The organism is Gordonia sp. CNJ-863, from assembly GCF_001942325.1.
Lineage (GTDB): Bacteria > Actinomycetota > Actinomycetes > Mycobacteriales > Mycobacteriaceae > Gordonia > Gordonia alkanivorans.
Window position 1 is genome coordinate 96,717 of record NZ_MKKG01000001.1, and the last position, 20,190, is coordinate 116,906.

At 67.6% G+C, this 20,190-nt stretch carries 17 protein-coding genes; 15 read left to right on the plus strand and 2 right to left on the minus strand.

Annotated elements, in window-relative coordinates:
• Positions 1–15 precede the first annotated feature (15 nt).
• The 15 genes from BJF87_RS00520 to BJF87_RS00590 all read left to right on the plus strand — a co-directional run bounded on the left by BJF87_RS00520 (position 16) and on the right by BJF87_RS00590 (position 17,901).
• Positions 16–1,980: a hypothetical protein gene (locus BJF87_RS00520; RefSeq protein WP_075862446.1), complete on the plus strand. Its 1,965-nt coding sequence runs from the start codon at positions 16–18 to the stop codon at positions 1,978–1,980.
• On the plus strand, positions 1,977–2,375 hold the full coding sequence (locus BJF87_RS00525) for a hypothetical protein (RefSeq protein ID WP_139319388.1): 399 nt from the start codon (positions 1,977–1,979) through the stop codon (positions 2,373–2,375). The genes BJF87_RS00520 and BJF87_RS00525 overlap by 4 nt, the downstream gene beginning before the upstream one ends.
• Positions 2,368–4,392, plus strand: coding sequence for a transglycosylase family protein (locus BJF87_RS27060; RefSeq protein WP_075862448.1), 2,025 nt, complete (start codon positions 2,368–2,370; stop codon positions 4,390–4,392). Before BJF87_RS00525 ends, BJF87_RS27060 begins: the two co-directional genes overlap by 8 nt.
• A complete protein-coding gene (locus tag BJF87_RS00535) occupies positions 4,389–4,931 on the plus strand; it encodes a hypothetical protein (RefSeq protein ID WP_075862449.1) in 543 nt (180 codons plus the stop codon). Before BJF87_RS27060 ends, BJF87_RS00535 begins: the two co-directional genes overlap by 4 nt.
• Before the next feature lie 49 nt (positions 4,932–4,980).
• Positions 4,981–5,682 (plus strand): hypothetical protein, encoded by a 702-nt coding sequence (locus BJF87_RS00540; RefSeq protein ID WP_075862450.1) that lies wholly within the window; start codon positions 4,981–4,983, stop codon positions 5,680–5,682.
• Positions 5,679–7,610: a type IV secretory system conjugative DNA transfer family protein gene (locus BJF87_RS00545; RefSeq protein WP_075862451.1), complete on the plus strand. Its 1,932-nt coding sequence runs from the start codon at positions 5,679–5,681 to the stop codon at positions 7,608–7,610. Before BJF87_RS00540 ends, BJF87_RS00545 begins: the two co-directional genes overlap by 4 nt.
• Entirely contained in the window at positions 7,610–8,017 is a 408-nt protein-coding gene (locus BJF87_RS00550; protein WP_075862452.1) for a DUF4913 domain-containing protein, read from the plus strand. The genes BJF87_RS00545 and BJF87_RS00550 overlap by 1 nt, the downstream gene beginning before the upstream one ends.
• 230 nt (positions 8,018–8,247) lie before the next feature.
• The gene (locus BJF87_RS00555; protein WP_139319389.1) at positions 8,248–8,541 is read left to right on the plus strand and encodes a hypothetical protein; all 294 of its coding nucleotides are present in this window, start codon (positions 8,248–8,250) and stop codon (positions 8,539–8,541) included.
• Positions 8,542–8,544: 3 nt separating this feature from the next.
• Positions 8,545–9,060, plus strand: coding sequence for a hypothetical protein (locus BJF87_RS25615; RefSeq protein WP_139319390.1), 516 nt, complete (start codon positions 8,545–8,547; stop codon positions 9,058–9,060).
• 312 nt (positions 9,061–9,372) lie between these two features.
• Entirely contained in the window at positions 9,373–9,957 is a 585-nt protein-coding gene (locus BJF87_RS00565) for a hypothetical protein (protein ID WP_075862455.1), read from the plus strand.
• Positions 9,958–10,079: 122 nt separating this feature from the next.
• Positions 10,080–15,725: a DEAD/DEAH box helicase family protein gene (locus BJF87_RS00570; RefSeq protein WP_258325152.1), complete on the plus strand. Its 5,646-nt coding sequence runs from the start codon at positions 10,080–10,082 to the stop codon at positions 15,723–15,725.
• A gap of 334 nt (positions 15,726–16,059) precedes the next feature.
• Positions 16,060–16,476: a hypothetical protein gene (locus tag BJF87_RS00575; RefSeq protein ID WP_075862456.1), complete on the plus strand. Its 417-nt coding sequence runs from the start codon at positions 16,060–16,062 to the stop codon at positions 16,474–16,476.
• A gap of 196 nt (positions 16,477–16,672) precedes the next feature.
• A complete protein-coding gene (locus BJF87_RS00580) occupies positions 16,673–17,104 on the plus strand; it encodes a hypothetical protein (protein WP_139319391.1) in 432 nt (143 codons plus the stop codon).
• A 25-nt stretch (positions 17,105–17,129) separates the two neighbouring features.
• Positions 17,130–17,519 carry a PLD nuclease N-terminal domain-containing protein gene (locus BJF87_RS00585; protein ID WP_075862498.1) on the plus strand — a complete coding sequence of 130 codons (390 nt, stop codon included), beginning with the start codon at positions 17,130–17,132 and terminating at the stop codon, positions 17,517–17,519.
• Between the two features lie 64 nt (positions 17,520–17,583).
• The gene (locus BJF87_RS00590; RefSeq protein ID WP_075862458.1) at positions 17,584–17,901 is read left to right on the plus strand and encodes a hypothetical protein; all 318 of its coding nucleotides are present in this window, start codon (positions 17,584–17,586) and stop codon (positions 17,899–17,901) included.
• A 38-nt stretch (positions 17,902–17,939) separates the two neighbouring features.
• Here BJF87_RS00590 and BJF87_RS27170 read toward each other — a convergent pair whose 3' ends face one another.
• The gene (locus BJF87_RS27170) at positions 17,940–18,182 is read right to left on the minus strand and encodes a recombinase family protein (protein WP_075862459.1); all 243 of its coding nucleotides are present in this window, start codon (positions 18,180–18,182) and stop codon (positions 17,940–17,942) included.
• Entirely contained in the window at positions 18,179–18,394 is a 216-nt protein-coding gene (locus tag BJF87_RS26025) for a hypothetical protein (RefSeq protein WP_075862460.1), read from the minus strand. Before BJF87_RS26025 ends, BJF87_RS27170 begins: the two co-directional genes overlap by 4 nt.
• Between the last annotated feature and the right edge of the window lie 1,796 nt (positions 18,395–20,190).

Genomic DNA, 20,190 nt, shown 5'->3' on the forward strand with positions numbered 1-20,190 from the left:
GCGAGACGCCCCACCATGACTGTCACTGACCTCCACAAGGCCGCCACCACCACCGCCACCGGCGGCGACACCACGCCGTCGACGTTGCGCCTGAATGCTGGTGCGGCCTCGGCCACCCGGCCGAGCACCAAGGAACGCTCGACGAAGCCGACCACGTTCTACGACGACGACACCCGCGAGGACCTGCTCGACACCGCCCGCAGCGGTGGGATCAGCGGCTACCTCGCCCGACAGAAACTCGACAACGACACCCGCCGCCGGGAACGCCACGACGCCGCCATTGCCCGGCCGATCCAGTTCGACGTGCCCACCCTGATCCGCACCAACCGCGGCTTCGACGGGCGTGGCGGCGGCCGCGTCGCCCACGTGCGCCGCCCCAACGAGCTGCGCGGCACCACCGCGCACGTGCCGGGGTTCTACCCGTTCCCCATCGGCGCCTCGGCACCTCTGGACGGCGCGCCCGTCGGCTCGCACCTCGACACCGGACAGCCCGTCGGGTTCGACCAGATCGGCTGGTTCGAGGCCGGACAGATCACCGCACCCTCAGCGATGGTGTTCGGGCTCAACGGATTCGGAAAAAGCACCCTCAACCGGCGCATTGTGTGCCACGACCTGGCCACCGGGGTCCGCCCGCTCATCATGGGCGATCACCGCCCCGACTTCGTCAACATGATGCGCCAGATGGTCCTCCACGACAGCGACGGCCGGGTTCAGCACCGCGAGGACGGCATCACACCGGTCACCCCGCAGGTCACCAGCGTCGGATTCGACTCGCCGATGAACCCCCTCGCCGTTGGCACCTTCGGCAACCTCATCGCCCGGTTGCCCACCGCCGCACGCCAACTCGCCGAACGCGAAATGCGGGCCCGCCAGGTCACCGCCGCGACCGGGCTCCTTGAGATCAGCTCCGGCCGCCCGATCGCCCCGCACGAGGAGACGCTGCTGACCACCGCGTTGCGGGTGCTCTACGGCACGGCCAACGAGTTCACCCTGACCAATGCGCCCCTACCCGGCGATGTGCTCAACCTGCTGCGCCAAGTCCCGCAAACTCTCATCGACGCCACCGCCCGCGACGCCGACACCAATCCGGAGGTGCGTCGCGCCCACCAGGACCTCCTCGATGCCTCCGGCGCCCTGGGCCGCCGTCCGCATGACGCGATCGCCGTCGACCGCTACCTGCTGCTGACCGAGAACCTGCGCCAGTCGCTCGACCAGCTGGTGTCGGGGCAGTTCGGCGAGATCTTCAACGCCCCCACCAAAGAACCCATCGACATCGACGCCCTCGGGGTGTGCGTGGACATGTCCCGGCTACCGGCCAACGCCCGCAAGCTGCGCGCCGCGGTACTCCTGGCGTGCTGGTCCGACGGATTCTCCGCCGTCGAAGCCTCCCATCTGCTCTCCGATCACGGCCTGCAAGAACCCCGCAACTACGACCTGGTGTGCGACGAGTTCTCGCTGGTGCTCGGCGTCGGCAACGGCATCGTCTGGCGCGTCGACGAAGTCACCCGCGTCCAGCGCGAACAGGGCACCGGCAGCCTGTTCACCACCCACACCGTCAAAGACCTCCAGGCGTTCGACTCCATGGAAGATCGCCAGCGCGCCATGGGCTTCCTCGACCGCGCCCGAGTCAAGGTGTGCTTCCCGCTACCCGAGGACGAAGCCTCGCTGATGGAAGGCAAGGTCAACCTCAACGAGAAAGAAGCCGCCACCCTCGCCGAGTGGGCCACCACCCCCCGCGGCATCGACGACCCCGTCGTCTCCGAGATCAACGAAACCGACTGGGCCGACGGGGTCCGCGCCACCGGCACCGAAACCAACACCGTACCCCCGGGTATGGGCAAGTTCCTGATCAAAGAGGGTGAGCAGCCCGGTATCCCGGTGCAGATGCGGTTGACCGCCACCGAGCGCGCCACCGAGATGCACAACACCAACAAGCGCTTCAACCGCGGCCGCGGCGCCCAGTCCGGAGCCGCGGCATGAGCACCGACAGCGACCCGGGCACAGCCACCCCAATCGACCCGCTACCCAGCGCCTGGGAGCAGGTGCAGGACTGGGTGGTCGAACCCAACCCGCGCCGCACCGCCCACCCCGAGGAAGTCCGGCGGTTGGCAGTGCGCGCCGTCGCCGAGCTGCTCGCCCGCACCTCGCTGTCGCTGACCGCCGCGGCCGCCGACGTCGCCGCCAACATCGGCGCCGGCACCAACAGCGTCATGCGGTGGTGCCGGGCGGCCGGGGTCGGCCGCGATGTCACCGCCCGAGACCGCGAATGGGCCACCCGCCTGGAGGTCGTGCGCTCGATGAACAAGGCGCTGACCGAACACGTCCGCGACCTCGACCGCGACCCCACCGACTACCGGGACCTGCCTCGTGGGTGAGGGCAACGCCTCCAAACTGCTGGTGCCACTGCTGGCACTGGTCATGGGGTTCTTCGCCTCGTGCACCCTCATCATCTCCGTCGCCGGCGACGACGACTCCTGCCTGCCGCTGACCGGCGGTGTCGACCAACCCGCCGACGCCTCCCACTCACCCGGCGCCAAGGTCAAGCCGATGAAAGTCAAGGACTTTCAGATCACCTCCGGCTACGGCCCACGCGACGGCGCGATGCACGAAGGTATCGACCTCGCCGGGGCGATCGGCGCGCCGATCTACGCCGCCGCCGACGGCACCGTCACCGCCGCCGGGACCGCGTCGGGGTTCGGGCACTGGATCGTGCTCACCCACAACATCAACGGGCACGTGTGGTCCACGGTGTACGGGCACATGTTCGCCGACGGTGTGCTGGTCAAAGCCGGTCAGAAAGTCACCGCCGGACAACACATCGCCAAGCTCGGCAACGACGGCCAATCCACCGGCCCGCACCTGCATTTCGAGGTGTGGGATGGCGGACACCGCGACTTCACCGGCGGCCACTCAGTCGATCCAGCCGGGTGGGTGTCCACCAGCCCCGAACCCGGCGCCGCCCCGGCCGGACGCGCGCCCGCCCAACCGGGCAGTCCGCGCGTGCTCACCGCCCCACGCGTGATCCCCGCCTCCGACGTCGTCACCGCCGCCGACTGGGATGCCGTCGCCAAACACGAATCAGGCGGCAACTGGAAGATCAACACCGGCAACGGTTACTACGGCGGACTGCAGTTCGCGGCGTCGACCTGGACCGGCGCCGGGGGAGCGCAGTACGCGCCGACCGCCGACAAAGCCACCCGCGAACAGCAGATGGAGGTCGCCAACCGCGTCCTGGGTTCCCAGGGCTGGGGCGCCTGGCCGACCACTTCCAAGACCGCCGGGGTCACCGGCAAGAAACCGGCACCCGCAGGCACGTTCCTCAACGCCGCCGCGGTGCCCCCGCCCGCGGGCGCACCCAGTGGGCCGCCCGCACCGTCGGGGCCGTCGGGCCCGTTGCCGCCGCTACCGAAGTCCAAGGGCTCCGAAGCGCACTTCCAGGTCGACTCCATCCGCCTCGCCCGCGCGATCGCCGCGAAGTTCCCGCAGATTCAGACCATCGGCGGCTGGCGTGCCGACGGCGGCGGTTTCAACGACCACCCGTCCGGCCGCGCCGTCGACGTCATGATCCCCAACTACACCTCCGCGCAAGGGATCGCGCTCGGCAACGCCGTCAACAAATACATCCTCGACAACAAGAAGCACTTCAAGCTCGAGTACACGATCTGGCGCCAGACCTACTACCCGGTGGTCGGCAAGTCCAACGTCATGAACGACCGCGGCGACCCCACCCAGAACCACTTCGACCACGTCCACGCCACCGTCGAAGGCCACGGCATGCCCCGCGGCAATGAGGTCTACACCGCACCAGGCGTCACCGGCGGGATCAGCGCTGACGAGGGCGCCGACTGCGGCCCGGTCGAGGACCAGCACGGCGGGGGAGTCGACAACCTCGCCGCCGGACGGGTCCCACCGGCCTACGAGCCGTGGTTCCGCAAAGCCGGACTGCTGTGCCCGCAGATCAGCTCGGCATTCCTCGGCGGAATCGGCAAGCAAGAGACCGGGTTCAACGCCTCCCTGGTGTCCCCGGCAGGAGCGAAGGGGCCGATGCAGTTCATGGACTACACCTACCCGTCCTGGGCCAAAGACGACGACGGCAACGGCCGCGCCTCGGCCACCGACATCGGCGACGCCGTCATGGCCGCCGGACGGTTCTCCTGCGCCAACGCCAAACAGATCGACGCCGCAATCGCCTCCGGCCGAGTGAAAGAACCCGCCGAAGGCCGCGAAATTCTCTACGCCTACGCCTACAACGCCGGAGTCGGCGCGGTCCTCAACGCCGGCGGAACACCCACCGGCGGCGACTACGACACCCAGACCCGCCCGTACGGCCAGAAAGTCATCGCCTACGCCAAACAGTTCGCCGATCAAGGGCTTCCGGAGAAGAACCGATGAACCACCACCACCGCCACCTCCTGGTCGTCCTCGCGATCGTGCTGATCGCCGCACTGGCCGGATGCTCCGGCAGCGACGACACCACCGAACCCGCACATGACCATGACCACGGCGAGCACTACAGCAGCCCGCCCGGCCTGCCCGATCGCGCTGAGCCGATCGGGGTGTTCACCACCACCGTCACCACCATGTTCAGCTGGCAACCCGCCACCGACACCTCACCCACCGATGCACTGCGCCGCACCCGCGCCACCCTCACCGGCCAGGCATTGGACTCCGCCAACAGCTCGGCAACGGTGCGTCCCAGCGCCCAGTGGGGCGCATGGAAGCAATCTCTCGACGTCATCACCGCCCGCGTCGAGGGCGCCTCAGCAGTGCTGATCTCACCGGACAAGGCCAGCGCGCGCGGCACCGTCATCCAGACAGTGCTCGGCATCGACGCCACGGTGACCTCGTTCCGGAAGTTCACCGTCACCGCCGATCTCGTCCGCGTCGACGGCCAGTGGAAGGTCGCCACCTACCCCCGCGCCGACACCTGACCCACCGGCCGCCCCAGCAGCAACCCGCACCTCACAGAAAGGGCACACCATGCTCGACCCACAGAGCGTCCCCCAGGACACCAGCCGCGAAGTCGACGACATCTTCGACGAAATCCGCACGATCATGCGCCGATCCCGCCGCCACGCCGACGAAGTACTGCGCCAGGTCCGCAACCAACAGCACCGCCGACGCTCCCAGCAGACCCGAGCCCAGCAGCGCCTGAACACCGCGCGAGCCACCGGCGCCCGACCGCCCCACTTCGCCGACACCAGCGCCGAACGTCACCCTCTGACACCGGATTTGATGGCCCGCTGGGCCGGGGCACACGCCGCGGCCGATCTGGCGCGCGAAGCCGCGGCCGAGGCCGCCCGCGACGGTGACACCGCCCGGCAAGCTCAGATCAATGCCACCGCGCAGCGCGCCGAGCAATGGGCGCACGCCTGGGATGAGCGGCTGCGTGAGGCCGGCGTCGACCCCGACACCATCGGTGGCCGCGACCGCGACCAGGACCTCGGCGAGGTCGCCGACACCGATCTTCTCGACCAGGTGTCGGCCTCGGCCGCGAACTATGCCATCGACGTCGACGACGCCGCAGCCGGGGCCGGGCACCGCTCGATGAGTGAACTCATCGCCGACACCGAACCCGCCCCCGAAGCCGCGTTGATCGCCGCTGGCGACAGCGACTGGCAGACCACCCCGGTCCCCGAGGTCGGGGCCAGCGTCACCCTCGACACCGGAGCCCAGCTGTGAGCACCACCCATCGCCGCGACCGCGGCCAACACGACTCCATGGCCGGCTACTACCTCGCCGCCGCCGTGTTCGCGCTGCTGGCGATCATCTACGTGTGCTGGCGGGCGGGCTGCTGGCTCACCGGCCAGCCCGGCTCGGTGCTGATCAACCCGGCCACCGCCGCCGTCGAGGGCACCTTCCACTGGCCGGTGGCCTCCACCGTGCTCCTGGTGGTCACGGTCATCGCCGCCGTCGCGATCGCGGTCGTGGTGGGACGTCATCGCGCCGCGACCGCCGTGCTGCGTGAGTTCGACCAGGTGGCACAGTTTCTTCCTCGTCCCCGGGAACTGCACGCCATCACCGCCCGCGACGCCAAGCACGCTGCGCAGCGCCTCCGCGGCCGCGACGCCATCACCGGGCACCTCGACTACGGGCTGGTGCTGGGATCGCTGATCGGATCGGGCAAATCCGCGCTCTACATGAGCTGGGAGTGGGTCGGACTCGTCATCGGCGGACCCCGATGCGGCAAGACCACCGGCTACGCCATCCCGATGATCTGCCAGGCGCCCGGCGCAGTGTTCGCCACCTCCAACAAGCCCGACATCTACGACGCCACCCGCTGGGTCCGTGACCGCAACGACCTCACCACCCACGCCGCCAAGGCCGACACCAGCCGACAAGGGCTGCGCGCACTGTGGGCCTATCGCACCCAACGGCGCGAACCACCACGCACCCGCGGCACCATCTGGCTCTCGGACCTCCAACACATCGCCGGCACTCAGGGCCAGCAGTGGTGGTGGGACCCGTTCTGGTGCGTGCACGAACTCTCCGACGCCCGCGAGCTTGCCGCGATCTTCGCCGCCGCCGAAACCGCCGAAGGATCACGCCTGGACGCCTACTTCGACGGCGGCGCCAAAGAACTGCTGGCACTGCACATTCTGGCCGCAGCCGTCGGTGGGGGAGACCTCAAACACGTCGACGGCTGGCTCACCGACCCCAAACTCAAAGTCGCCCGCCAGGTGTTGACCCGCCACGGCCACCACGACGCCGCGGCCAAGATCGACACCGCCGCCAACCTCAACCCCCGCCAGCAAGACGGCCTCTACGACATGGCGCGACGGTTCATCAACGTCATGACCGTGCCCGCCTACGCCCGATCGGTCCTCCCACCCCAACGTGTGCGGTTCGACGGCGACAACACCGTCGGTAGCAACGACATTCGCCACGACCTGCCCAAGTTCGATCCGCAAGCGTTCGTCACCTCCACCGACACCATGTACGCCCTGTCGATGGAAGGGGCAGGATCGGCCACCGCGTTGACCACCGCCCTGGCCGACACCATCTTCAAAGCCTCCGTCGCCCAAGCACGGCGCAACGGTGGACGCCTGCCGGTGCCCGTCGTGGCAGTGCTCGACGAAGCCGCCAACGTGTGCAAGCTGCCCGAACTACCCGACTGGTACTCCCACTTCGGCAGCCAGGGCATCGTCATCGTCACCATGCTGCAATCGCTGGCCCAGGCCGCGAAAGTGTGGTCCAAGGACAAACTCGACATGCTCGTGGACTCCTCAAACGTCTACATCTACGCCGGATCATCGAACAACGAGTCCTACCTGTCGGGCCTGAGCCGCATGATCGGCCAACGCGACGTCCGTCGCCGCAGCCGCTCGCACTCCAACTCCGGCCTGGGATCGACCAGCACCAGCGAATCCTGGTCCAGCGAACCCATTCTCGGTATCGACGACCTCAAAGCACTCCCCGCCGAACGAGCAGTACTGGCCACCTCCGGCAACCGCACCGTCGTCACCACCAAGAACTCCTACTGGCTCGGCCCCTACGCCGAACTGATCGACGCCTCCAAGAAGGCCTGCGCGACCGAACGCGCAGCCCAGCAGACAGCACTGACCACTGCACCGCCCCTCGCCGCCACCACCCGGGAAAGGACCTTCTGATGACCACCCCCGACACCGACACCCCCGACGACGACCCCCGTGCGCACTGGCGATTCACCTCCGGCGCCGACTGGTTCACCAACTGGCTCAGCCACATCAAAGCCGGACGCTTCGACCGCGACACCCGCTGGTGCGCGCAGTGGTGGCGCCACGACGAAGTCGTCATCCGCCTCGAGGAGCTGTGGAAAGCGTGGGAGACCGCCCGCCTGAGCGAAGACCCCGCCGCACTGTCGTCGTGGTGGACCGCCCACCTCGACGCCCACTGGCGAACACTCACCGCCGAAAACGGTCCGCTGTATCTGTGCACCCCCGAAAAACACACCACCACAGACACACTCACCGACGCGAGCACTCCACCACCGCCCGGATGGTTCGACCCACCCGCCGACCACACCACCGCCGCGTAACACGACGAGACGAGCCAGCCATGCCACCAACACCACTAGTGCACTGGGCGCTCGTCGGCTGCTTCGTGCTGCTGATGGTCGGAGCCATCACCGGCGTCATCGTCGTCACCAAAGCCGCACTGCGTCAACGCCGCCCACCCCCCAGACACCACCACAGACCTGATCACGACGGAGCACACCATGACGACTGACCGACACCTCCACATCACCGCGTCCGAAGGAGACCCATCGTGATCGCCATCCCTCTCGCATCGTTTCCTGGTCCAGCGATGGGACCCGGCTGGCAGCCCTACCGACGGTCGGTGTCGTCGACCTTCCTTGCCAACATCGGCATCGCGGCGGTCATCGTCGGTCTGTTCCTCGCGATTCGCGACCTCTGGACCTCCGACGGGGGCGAACAGGTGTGGTCGTGGCTACACACACTCGCCGAGGACCGCGCCGCTGCGGGCACTGACGACGGCCACCGGGATGGCCAGATGATCGGCGAGTCGATCGAGTCCGACGGCCACCTGCGGGGTGAATGAGCGATGGCGACACAGGTTGTCGGCGGCCGGTATCGCATGGCCAGCCAGCCAGTGGCGTTGCTGGTGGCAGCGCTGATCGGCGTCACATCAGTCGCAGGCTGCGCGGCCGGTGATAGGGGCAGGTCATCGTCGCCCCAGACCGTGGGGTGCACCCAGACCGCGGTCGCCCTGGCTGAGCGGTTGCAAGAGCAGTATCCGCAGACCGAAGTATCGGTACGCCCGACCACCGATACCAGCCCACCAGCTGACCGCGGCCGCGTGGTGCTAGTCGGGATCAACAACTGGGCCACCGATGCCGGCCGCGCTCTCGGTGCCCGCATCGCTACCGCAGTGCAGCGCGACGCCGCCGTCAACCGCGTCGAGTACGTGCTGTTCAACCGCACCTACTGGCCGGGCGACCCGACCGTGCATCCGCGAGCGCAACCGATGGAAGACCGCGGCAGCCCAATCGCCAACCACGCCACGCACGTACGGATCACCACCCAGCCCGCACCGTTGGTCGAGTGCCCTGATGCCTAATCCCGGCGACGGCGAGGACCCGCCGTGAGATGACTCAGGCCCTGACAGGTGCTGGACACACCTGCCAGGGCACTGATCGGCCAGAGATCGAGCCTCTGACCAGTGAGAAACGATAGCCACCCACCCTCGCCCCGGCGCAGTCCGGGCCGGGAGTGGACCTCACTTTGGTAGGAGCTCGACGCATGGCACGCAACGCCACCCCTGAGGACAACGCCCCCAATCTGTTCGATCTGCTCGCCGACACCGACCCATCCGGGCAGCGGATGTCGGCACCGCAGAGCACTATGGATACCCACACCGAGGAGGACACCGATGTTTCACGATCTGCGCACGGCACTGACCGAGCGGTACGCCCAGGAACTGACGCAGATGGACCGCACGCAGTTCGAGGACTTCCTGACCGCGGAAGTGACCCGGCTGCAGGCCGAGATCGCTCAGACGCAGTCACAGACGGAACTGGCGACGATCGCGGCGTGGAAGGACCAGCACGGGGGCAAGGACCCGGACGTGCTGACGACGCAGCGGCTGTATCAGCAGGCCCGGTACTCGGCGGAGGAGACGGTGCTGGCGACGTTGTGGGAGGGATTCAGCAGTCCCGAGGACGACGACCAGCCGGACGACGAGCCGAACCCGGACACGATGACCGGGATGCAGCGGTGGCTGACGGCGTGGGCGATCGAGGCGACCCCGGAGACCGAACGACTGACCGAGCAGGTGTGGCCGGAGCAGACGCCGCGGTTTCAGGTGTGGGCCGAACAGCTGCTGCAAGCACGTCTGACCGACGGACTGCCGGTGCCCGACGGGCCGGAACATCCGCTGGTTCCCGAGCTGACCGCGATGGTGGCCGCAGCGCTGGCCGATCAGGATCGCGCCGACGCCGAGCCCGCGCGGAGGTAGTCGACGACGGCCAGGGACTGCTGTTTGAGTCGCTGGACGATCTGCGGATCCCGACTGACCCCGCCGTCGTCGACCCAGGCGGCACGCCGCTGCCGCCGAAGGCCGACGACGCGCTGCCGCAGGTGCCGCAGTCCGAGACGGGGTTGCCGCTGACCGCGTGGGCGAGCACCCGAGTCGCCCCGGCACGCCGCCCGGACGGCTCGGTCGTCTACGTCAAGGCCGACCATGTGGTGGCCGGCCTCGAACCCGACCCCACCCCCGACTCGGACACACCGGAACCGGAGCCGTCGAGCTCCGCGGCCATCGACGAGACCACCACGTCTATAGCTGCTGATGTGGGGCCTGCAACCCGGTTCACGCATCCGGGGACGGTGCTGGTGCCGTCTGGTGCCAAGTCGCGTGCTCGCGCCAACATCGCCGCACTCGAGGTCCTCATCGAGACAGCGCGCACCGGACGCCCGGCGACAGCGGCCGAGCACGAGGTCCTGGCGCGGTGGTCGGGGTGGGGTGCCGCGGCCGACATCTTCGACGAGTCCAAGTCGGAGTGGGCACCCGAACGTGACCAGTTGCGTGTCCTGTTGGATTCGGAGCAGTGGCGCCAAGCGAAGGCCTCCACGCTCAACGCCCACTACACCGATCCCGCGATCGCTCAGACGATGTGGTCGGCGATGAGTCGCGCTGGGTTTGACGAGGGACTGGTCCTCGAACCCGGCTGCGGCAGCGGCACGTTCATCGGTCTCGCCCCGCCCGGCGCACAGATGGTGGGGGTGGAGCTCGACCCGACGACCGCTCAGATCGCCCATCTGCTCTACCCCGACGCCCAAGTACGGTTGGAGGGTTTCGAGACCACCCGCGTCCCGGACGGCTCGTTCGCCGCGGTGATCGGCAACGTCCCGTTCGGCGGGTTCACGGTGCACGACCCGATCCACAATCCGGCCCGCCACCGCATCCACAACCACTTCCTTCTCAAGTCGCTCAACCTCACCGCCCCCGGCGGCTACGTCATGGCGATCACCACCGCCGGGACCTTAGACGCGGCCTCGGACAAGGCGCGCCGCGACATGCACGCCGTCGCCGACCTCGTCGGCGCGGTGCGGTTGCCCTCGACCGCATTCGAACGGGTCGCCGGCACCCAGGTCGTCACCGACGTCTTGGTGTTCCGCCGCCGCGAGTCCGACGCCGCCGCACCCGCGGACGCCGACTGGCTGCATTCTGACCTCGTCGCCCTCCCTGACCGGACCGGCGAGACCACCGAGATTGGGGTGAACCGCTACTTCACCACCCACCCCGAGCATGTGCTGGGCACGATGCGTGTCGATCGCGGGCTCTACCGCGACGGGATGCTCGTCGTGGCCGCCGACCCCGGCAACGATGTCGCCGCCGACCTCGACGACCGACTGACCAACATCGTCGACGCCGCACTGGAACGCGGCGACGGACTGTTCCTCGCCGACGACACCGCCACAGCCGGGATGGAGTTCACCGCCGGCGCCCTGGACACCGACGCCCTCTACGGCGAGGACATCCCGATCGGGCACGTCAGCTACGACGAGACCACCGGGGTGTTCACCCGCCGCGGGATCGACGGCGACGAGCCAATGAAGGTGCCCGCGACCCGCACCACCGAGACCCGACACCTGTTGCGGCTGCGTGACCTGTTCGCGGCCACAATCGCCGCCCAACGCACCCAGAGCAGCCGCGCAGAGCGTGACGCGCTGCGCGCGGACCTCAACGAGGTCTACGACGCCTACCTCAACACCTACGGCCCGGTGAACCGGGCGAAGCTGGTGGGCGGCAAGGAACGCACCGCCGAGGAAGCCGCGAAGAAGTTCGTAGAACTCGAAGGCAAGTGGCGGACCGCCAATCGCGACGCCGACGGCGCCGACTATCCCGGCCCCCTGCCCGAGGATGTGGCGGCCGAGCTCGATGAGAAGGCATGGCAGGTCAGCGCACCCTCGCGGCGCCAAACCCATCTCGAGGCGGTCCGCGCCGACCCGGGGATGGCCGGCGTGCTGGCGTTGGAACGCTACGACGACCAGACCGGCACAGTCAGCAAGACCGCGGTGTTCTCCCGCGACGTCGTCGTCGCGCCGGTCCCGGTGTCACGCGCGGACACCCCGGCCGAAGCCGTCGCGATCAGTCTCGGTGAACGCGGCCGAGTCGATCTCGACCGCGTCGCCGAACTGCTCGACCAACCCGCCGCCCAAGCGCGCGAGTCGATCCGTGGGCTGGTCTACGCCGATCCAGACATGCCCGAAGATCTGATACCCGCGCCCACAGCGTTGTCGGGCAACGTGCGCGCCAAACACGCCCGCGCCGCCGAAGCCGCCCGCGCCGATCCCGGTAACCGGGACTGGGCAGAGCTAACACAAGCACTGGCGCAGGTGATTCCGGACGACAAGCAACCCTCCCAGATCGGGTCAGTCAAACTCGGACCGACTTGGATCGAGCCGCGCGACTACGAAGCGTTCGTGCGCGAAACCTTCGGCGCCACGAGTGCCCGAGTGACGCGCGCGGCCGGTTCGTGGGGCGTCGAGGTGCCACCTGACGAACGCAACAGCGCGCTGATGCGCACCGAGTACGGCGCCGACAATGCGGACAGGAAGAACAAGGCGCTCGATGCGATCGACATCACCGAAATGCTGCTCAACCAACGGTCGATCGTGGTCAAGAACTCAGGGCCGGCGCAGGAAGAGGGGGCACCAGAAGTCGATGCCCAGGCCACCATCCTCGCCCAGGTCCAAGCAGAGAAGATCACCACCGAGTTCCGGTCGTGGCTGTGGTCGGATGATGAGCGCCGCGACCGCCTCGTCGCCGAATGGAACCGCCGCTTCAACACCTGGGTCCGCCCCGAACACGACGGATCACGGCTGGCACTGCCCGGTCTGTCCCCGGTATTCGAGCCGCACCCCTACCAACGCGATGCGGTAGCGCGGATTCTCGCCGAGCCGACGGTGCTGCTCGATCACGTGGTCGGCGCTGGCAAGACCGGCACGATGTTCATGTCGGCGATGGAGCTCAAACGCCGCGGCCTGGTGAATCAGCCGTGGATCGTGGTGCCCACCCACCTCATCGAGCAGTTCGGCCGAGAAGTGAAGATGTGGTACCCCGCGGCCAACGTGCTCGTGGGGCGCAAAGGAATGTCACCTGAAGACCGCCGCGTGTTCGCCGCCCAGACCGCGACCAGCGACTGGGACATGGTCATCATCCCAGCCTCGGTGTTCTCCGCGATCCGGGTCCACCCGCAACGCCGTGTCGACTACATCGCCGGCCAGCTCGCCGAACTCGACGCCGAATTGTCTGCGAGCGCAGGCGACATGACCCAGGCGACCGTCAAGAAGATCGAACGCGCCAAGAAACAGCTCCAGAAACGACTCGACGCCGCGACCGATCAGGCCAAGAAGGACCACGGGGTGTTGTTCGAAGACACCGGCGCGGACTATCTGTTCGTCGACGAGGCCCACGAGTACAAAAACAAGGGCCGCCAGTGCGCGATCGACTCGCTGTCACTGACCGGGTCGAACAAGGCCGAGGACCTGTCGATGAAGCTGGACTACCTGCGTGAACGCCGCCAACACCAGGCGGTCGCGGCCGGGCGGGTCATCACCCCGGGCGCTGAGCGGGTCGCGACGTTCGCCACCGGCACCCCGATCGCGAACTCACTCGCCGAGTCGTGGGTGATGCAGCAATACCTACGCCCGGATGTGCTGGAGGCGGCCGGGGTCCGCTCGATCACCGACTGGGCGGCGTCGTTCACCGCGACCCGCTCCGAGACGATCCCCAACGCCACCGGCACCAAACTGCGTGTCGTGTCGAAGGTGTCGGCGTTCGCCAACCCCAAAGAGATGTTCGCCATGGCCGCCCAGTACACCGACGTCGTTGTCCGTGAACAGGTCCCAGCCAATCTGCCCACCCATGACGGGCGGCAGATCATCACCAGCACACCCGGTCAGGAGCGGCGCGATTTCATCGCCGACCTGGACTATCGGGCCGACAATCTCGACCCGCGACGCGCCGACATCGACAACGTGCTCAAGATCCTCAACGACGGCCGCAACGTTGCGCTCGACCCGGCGCTGGCCAACCTCGACCCGGATCCGGGAAACACCCGCGCCGATGCCGTGGCCGAACAGGTCGCCCGCATCTACCACGCAAACGCCGACAACGAATACCTCACCGAGGAAGGGGAGCGGTCCCCGATCCGCGGGGCGTTGCAGCTAGTGTTCTGTGATCGCGGCACCCCGCGGCCCGACGGCCCGTCGGTGTACTCAAACCTCAAAGACCTTCTCGTCGAGCAGTATCAGGTGCCCGCGGAGAAGATCGCGTTCATCCACGACGCCAAGTCGCCGTCGCAGAAACTGGCGTTGCAGGCCGACTGCCGCGCTGGTCGGATCGCTGTGCTGGTCGGGTCGACCTCGAAGATGGGTACCGGCATGAACGTCCAAGGTCGCCTCATCGGTCTGCACCACATGGACGTACCGTGGCGGCCCGCCGATCTCGAGCAACGCGAAGGCCGGATCATCCGCCAGGGCAACCAGAATCCGCGGATCGAAATTCTGAACTACGTCACCGCAGGCACCACCGACACCGTCATGTGGTCGAAAGTCGAGTCCAAGGCGGCGTTCATCGAACAGGCCAAACGCGGCCAACTCGACGACGTCACCGAAGTCGACGACATCGCCGACGACTCACTGTCCGAAGCGGCTGCGGCGACCAAAGCCGCCGCGACCGGCGACGAACGGTTCCTCGAAATGGCCACCCTGGAAGACGAGGTGAAAAGCCTGTCCGCACTGGCCAGCGCCCACGCCGACTCCCGCTCCCACGCGCGACGCGTCGTGGCCGCCGCCGACCGGGCCATCCCACGGCTGGAAGACAACATCGCCAAGCTCGACGTTCTGCTGGCCGGTCACCAGGAGTGGATTGATGCCGGCAAGGAGTTCGTCGTCACCGGGGCCCGTCCTCTATCGAAGCGTCCGGAGCGGTCCGAGGCGCTGTTGTCGCGGGTGACCGCGGTCTACCACGAGCTCAAAGGTGCCGGCGTGAAGCATGCCATGCCGATCGCGTCGATACCGTCAGGGCTTCAGGCGCACGTCTCGCGCGAGTTCGCCCAGGACAAGGTCCACGTGTGGCTCGATTGTCCTGGGCGACCAGGGTTCACCCTCGACGCCTCCCAGGTGTTCACCACTGCCGAGCGGCGCACCGCGACCGCGTCGGGGCTCGCCACCCGTCTGGAGAACCTGTACACGGGCCTCGACGACACCCGTGCTCAACTGGTCGCCGACATCGCCAGCTACCGCCGCGAAGTCGAGGTGAACGCTCCGCGTATCGACGCACCGTTCACCCGGGCGGATGAGTTGCAGACCAAGCAGGTTCGGCTACGACAACTGCGGATGGAGATCGAACGGGCCCAACAGTCCGAGGAAGCGGTCGCCGCCCGCCAGGCTGCCGAGGAACGGATGCGTAGTGCCGGTCGTGAACCCGGCTGGAGTCTGGAACTCAACCCGACACCGGTCATGGTCGAAGAAGCAGGACTCGACCATGCCGACGAGTACATCGCCGTGATGAAGCGCTCCCACCAACGCCAAGCGGAGCTTTACCAGGCCGAGAAGGAGGCCACCACAGCAGAACCGGGAATCGGGACACTGCTCGCCGACACCCGACCCCCACCAGAGGCAGAACGCACAGAGAACACCGGATCACAGCCCCCGCCCCACGACCCACTCGATAACGGGACACAGCCCCAACGCGACCCGGACCTGGACCTGTGAGGCGACAGGGACGTTCACCGCGCGCAGACGGAGGCGATGGCAGGTGCGAGCTCGCTGTCGCACCCCCGATGCGGTTGTCGGCCCGGCCGGAGCTGATCTCGAGCAGGCCGCCTCGGACATGACTCGACGACAAGGGGCAACCGCTCACAAGAACCGGCCGCGTCAAGATCACCAGGTCCCCAGGAGCACAAGCCCACCCCGCAGCGGTGACCCACCGGACAGGCGTGGCTCGCCACGCGCGACCAGCATCGCCTGTCCCGGGTTCGTGATAGAAGCGAACCGCCACACCCGCGCACCCATCACCAGCAACCGACACCGAACAGGACGTGACTTCATGCTTTTGCAAACAGCTCGACTCTCCACCGCCGTCAAGACCATCGTCGCCGGACTTCTCATCACCGCCGGCCTCGCCACTGGTCTCGGCCTCGGTAGTGGGCAAGCGCACGCGAAGATCGACGACGGCCGATATAAGTACCAGCTGGTCATGTACGGCGTCATCCCATACCCGGAGTCCAACGCGCGGGTGATCGGCAACCGTCTGTTCCAAGACATCTACGGCGTCGGACCGTGGAATGCCACCAACAGCCACATCACCCAGACCCGCAACGGCGGCATCGTCTCGATCGCCGGTGACCCAGTCGCGCACTGGTACTCCCGCGTCGAACTACGCAAGACACCACACGGCTACAAAGGTGTTCTGTTCGCCGGCGGCGTCCCCACCGGCGACGTCTACCTACGTAAAGTCCGCTGACCACACAAAGGGTCGCGCAGGAACTGCCTGCGCGACCCTTTGCCGTTCGGGCGATCGGACGGACCGACGCTGTCGAGCGGGCGGTGCTGGTCAACAGTGACGTTCACCGCGTTGCGAACTGAGGCGTCGACGGGGTGGACGTCCTGGCACTACCATTCGCGATGGCAAAGGTTGGGGTTATGAAAGGGAATACACGATGCTGACGAGGTCGGGGATACGCGCGGGGGTGGCGGGTGCGGCGCTCAGTCTCGCGGTAGCTACCGGTGGGGCGGTGCTGTCCAGTCCGCCGGCGCAGGCCGCGCGGATCGTCGAGACGTCGCAACCGGGTGTGGTGGTGATCGAACTCAGCCACGCCGACACCGTGACCGCCGCCCACCTCGGCGCCGGCCGGGTCATCAACGCCCTACTGGGCAACGACTACTGGGGCGTCATCCTCGAAACCGACTCCCGCTATCGCGCCAGGGCGTACTACCGTCCGGAAAAGGCCGCCAGCTGGAATGACGTGACCGGTCACCAGGTCATCTCCGAGGCCGCCGCCCACCCGGGCGGGAGGGTCGTAATCGCGGTCTACATTGACCGAACCAGGAGCCTGAACGGGCATCCGCTGTGGATACAGCAGGTGTGGTGACCGACGTGAAGAAGAGGGAGTGGACGTGCCGTATCTCGGGTTGATCTACCTGGTGATCCTGGTGATCGCACTGATCGACATCATCAACACCGACGACGCCGCCGTGCGCGGGCTACCCAAATTCGCCTGGGTAATCCTGGTGGTGATGCTGCCGTTGGTCGGTGCGCTGGTGTGGCTGGCGGTCGGACGTCCCGTGGGCGATGAACGACCACACCGGCAGCATTCGGGTGCGGCCAGCGAGTTCCCGGAATACGACCACCCCGGCCGCTACATCCCGCAAGACCCCGAGGCAGACCGAGAGTTCCTCCGGCAGGTGCGCGATCGCGCCGAACAACAACGCCAGACCGCCCGCGAACAGCAACGAGCCGCCGACCGATCTGACCGCCCAGACGACGATCGTCCACTATCGCAATAGCAGTCAGCAGAAGTGTTTTCGTCGACCGTCAACTACGACCGCACACGATAAGGGGCACCATCTGATGTTCGACCGCACGCCACCACCGGTCCTCACCGACGGCGGGGATTGGTGGCTGCTTGTAGACGTGACGAGCGGGTTTGCAACCGGTGCGGTAGAGACCACGACCTGCTATTGCAAAGTGCTGCAATGGGAGCGCTGCGTCGACGCCGACCGCGAACCAGCGTTGGTGGGCTGGTTGAGTGGGAAGCTGCGTCCTGTGCGCGCCGACAGAATTCCGACTGACACTCCTGTCTCCCCGGGACATTATGTTCGCCTCACCAGGGAAGACATTGACGGCCTAGTGCAGGCAGGCAAATGGAAGACCATCGACATCTGGTAGCACCGCCGGGGAGAGCCCCGGCCGGGACCTCACTGCCGCTACATCTCAGACCCTGCTGGACGCGCGTACTTCCGCACGTGCACCGTGCCTAGGAGCCGCCAGACATGCTGGCGAGTCCAGTCCGTCCCGCCGGAGGGCGTCGGGACGCCGGCGTGGTTGAGGCGGTCGGCAATCTGCTGGTCGCTGTAACCGCGTGCGTGCCAGTCTGCGATCGCCTGGGCAGTGGAGGGTGAGCACAGCGGTGGCCGCCCGACCGGACGTCGGGATGTGGTTGTGGTCATGACCGCGGCTCGCCGTTGTCTCCGCGTCCCAGGACGCGAACGGTGTGGAGTAGATCGGCCAGGACGAGCCGTGCGTGCTCGCGTTGGGCCGGATCGGAGCTCCATAGCGCGGTGCAGGTAGCCGAGAACACGATCGCGCCTGCGATGACGACAGTGACGGCGGCGAAGATGAAAACCGCAGTGGGCGAGAACGAGATGTTGAGTGACGACACGAGGTCTGTCTCCTTGGAAGAAGGGGACAGCGCAACGCGCCTACAGACACCGGGTTAGGCGGCTAGGTGCACGATGCAAGGTCCCACGAGGGTAATCGGCTGGGAAACCTCGTGGGATGTGGGTCCGCGAACCACTCGCGGCTGGGTGGCCACTTCGTGACCGGGCGCCCGTGGACGGGAATTGCGGTGCTGCAAAAGAGTTTTAAGCGCGAGCGCAACTGAGACAGCGAAAAGCCAAGCGGAGTGCTCGCGGGCGGCCCGGACCGCCGCCAGACCGTCGGTGAAGGATTTCGGTCCCCGGACAGCGCGCCGTTGCAGAAACGCACTGCACGCTGCGCCAATAGCCCGTCGTCGCTCGATCAACGACGACCAGAATTGTTCGATCGTGCCCAGCGAGGCGGTCAGGCCTCGCAGCGACGAAGCTAGGCGTTGCTGCGTGCCCATTAGTGCCGTGACCTGCCCATAGTCGAGCGATGCGAACGGTTGGGGTGTGACTTGGGCTAGGCCGAAGCGCTCTAGCGGAACCTTCGGCATCATTCGGCGGACGACCTCGGCGTTCTGCTCAACCATCCTCCGCATGGAGGGGCTGAGGTGAGCCGAGGTCGTCATGGCACCTAGTTTAGTTCGACCTTCCGAGTGTTCGGTATTTCAGAGACCGCCGAACCTTCCTGCGCGCCAACCAGGTGGGCATGTTAGTCGCCGATGCCGTGGTCGTGGCCTCGATGCCGCTCCGGCGGTAGATCGCGGGGGCGAGGTGTAGAGGACGGCGGTGCGGCTGTCGTGGAGACGTCGCGACCACGCGGCGGTGCGATGAGAGCCCGGATGGTGTCTTCGGCGGCACGGGTTTCGGCCGGAAGCGTATCGCGGCGGGCCACTTCGGCTCGGGCGTGAGCGATGGCAGCGGCGGCGTCGTCACGGTCGTCGATGGCTTTCTGGTGGAGCTGGCGGGCACGGGCGTCGGCATGTTCGGCCGCAGCCAGTTCGCCTGTAAGCGTGGCAGTGTCGGCGGCGCGGGCGGTCAATTCGTCCCACTGGTGTTCGGGAACACCAACCTCTCGCTTGGTCTGTTCGTGGGCTGCGGCGAGGTACTGGTGCTGACGCTCGGCCGCGGCGACCGCCTCAGTGAGGCGCTGGTGGTGCTGGTCGTGTTCGACGCGGGCTTTGCGACCGCGGCCGGCGGGCGGCAGTCCCGCCAGCTCGGCGCGTGCGTCGGTGACGCGGGCGGCGGCGCCGGTGAGCGCATTCCCGGTGGTGCGGGCGGTGGCGATGCGGTCGACGGTGTCGGCGAGTTCGGCGTGCTCGGCGCGCACCCGCGGCGTCCGCTCGGGCGCTGGTCGGCTGGTCCTCAGATCGTCGACGGCGAGGGTGTGGCGGCGGGTGAGGGTGCGCAGGTGCGCGGTGAGCTGGTCGTCGCTCATGACGCGGATGGGGTCCGCGCGGAGCCAGTCGCTTAGCTCGGTGTTAGCCGCCGGTTCGGCGACCGCGGTGGCGGTGGCTTCGGTGGCGGGTTGCGTCGCCGACGGTGTGACCGCGTCGGGGGTAGCGACGGGCGCGGTGGCCGTGGTGGGCATGAGGTAGGTGTCGCGGTGGTGGTGCGCGGTCTGGGTGAGGGCGTGGACGTGGTTGAGGCGGTTGTCGATTCGATAGATGCGGGTGGCGAGGTCGGCGCGGCGGCCGCGCAGGTCCGCGAGGTTGAGTTCGTCGAGTTCGCTGGCTTGCAGGCGCATGAGTTCGACGTCGGTGTCGGTGACGCGGACACCACCGGATTCGGCGATCGCCTCCTCGAGGCGGGTAGT

Excerpts from the sequence above, each read along its gene's own strand:
- BJF87_RS00590 (WP_075862458.1), top strand. The coding sequence starts at position 17,584 with ATGTTCGACCGCACGCCACCACCGGTCCTCACCGACGGCGGGGATTGG.
- BJF87_RS00575 (WP_075862456.1), top strand. The coding sequence starts at position 16,060 with ATGCTTTTGCAAACAGCTCGACTCTCCACCGCCGTCAAGACCATCGTC.
- BJF87_RS00525 (WP_139319388.1), top strand. The coding sequence starts at position 1,977 with ATGAGCACCGACAGCGACCCGGGCACAGCCACCCCAATCGACCCGCTA.
- BJF87_RS00540 (WP_075862450.1), top strand. The coding sequence starts at position 4,981 with ATGCTCGACCCACAGAGCGTCCCCCAGGACACCAGCCGCGAAGTCGAC.
- BJF87_RS25615 (WP_139319390.1), top strand. The coding sequence starts at position 8,545 with ATGGCGACACAGGTTGTCGGCGGCCGGTATCGCATGGCCAGCCAGCCA.
- BJF87_RS00565 (WP_075862455.1), top strand. The coding sequence starts at position 9,373 with ATGTTTCACGATCTGCGCACGGCACTGACCGAGCGGTACGCCCAGGAA.
- BJF87_RS27170 (WP_075862459.1), bottom strand. The coding sequence starts at position 18,182 with ATGACCACAACCACATCCCGACGTCCGGTCGGGCGGCCACCGCTGTGC.
- BJF87_RS00580 (WP_139319391.1), top strand. The coding sequence starts at position 16,673 with ATGCTGACGAGGTCGGGGATACGCGCGGGGGTGGCGGGTGCGGCGCTC.
- BJF87_RS00550 (WP_075862452.1), top strand. The coding sequence starts at position 7,610 with ATGACCACCCCCGACACCGACACCCCCGACGACGACCCCCGTGCGCAC.
- BJF87_RS00535 (WP_075862449.1), top strand. The coding sequence starts at position 4,389 with ATGAACCACCACCACCGCCACCTCCTGGTCGTCCTCGCGATCGTGCTG.
- BJF87_RS00520 (WP_075862446.1), top strand. The coding sequence starts at position 16 with ATGACTGTCACTGACCTCCACAAGGCCGCCACCACCACCGCCACCGGC.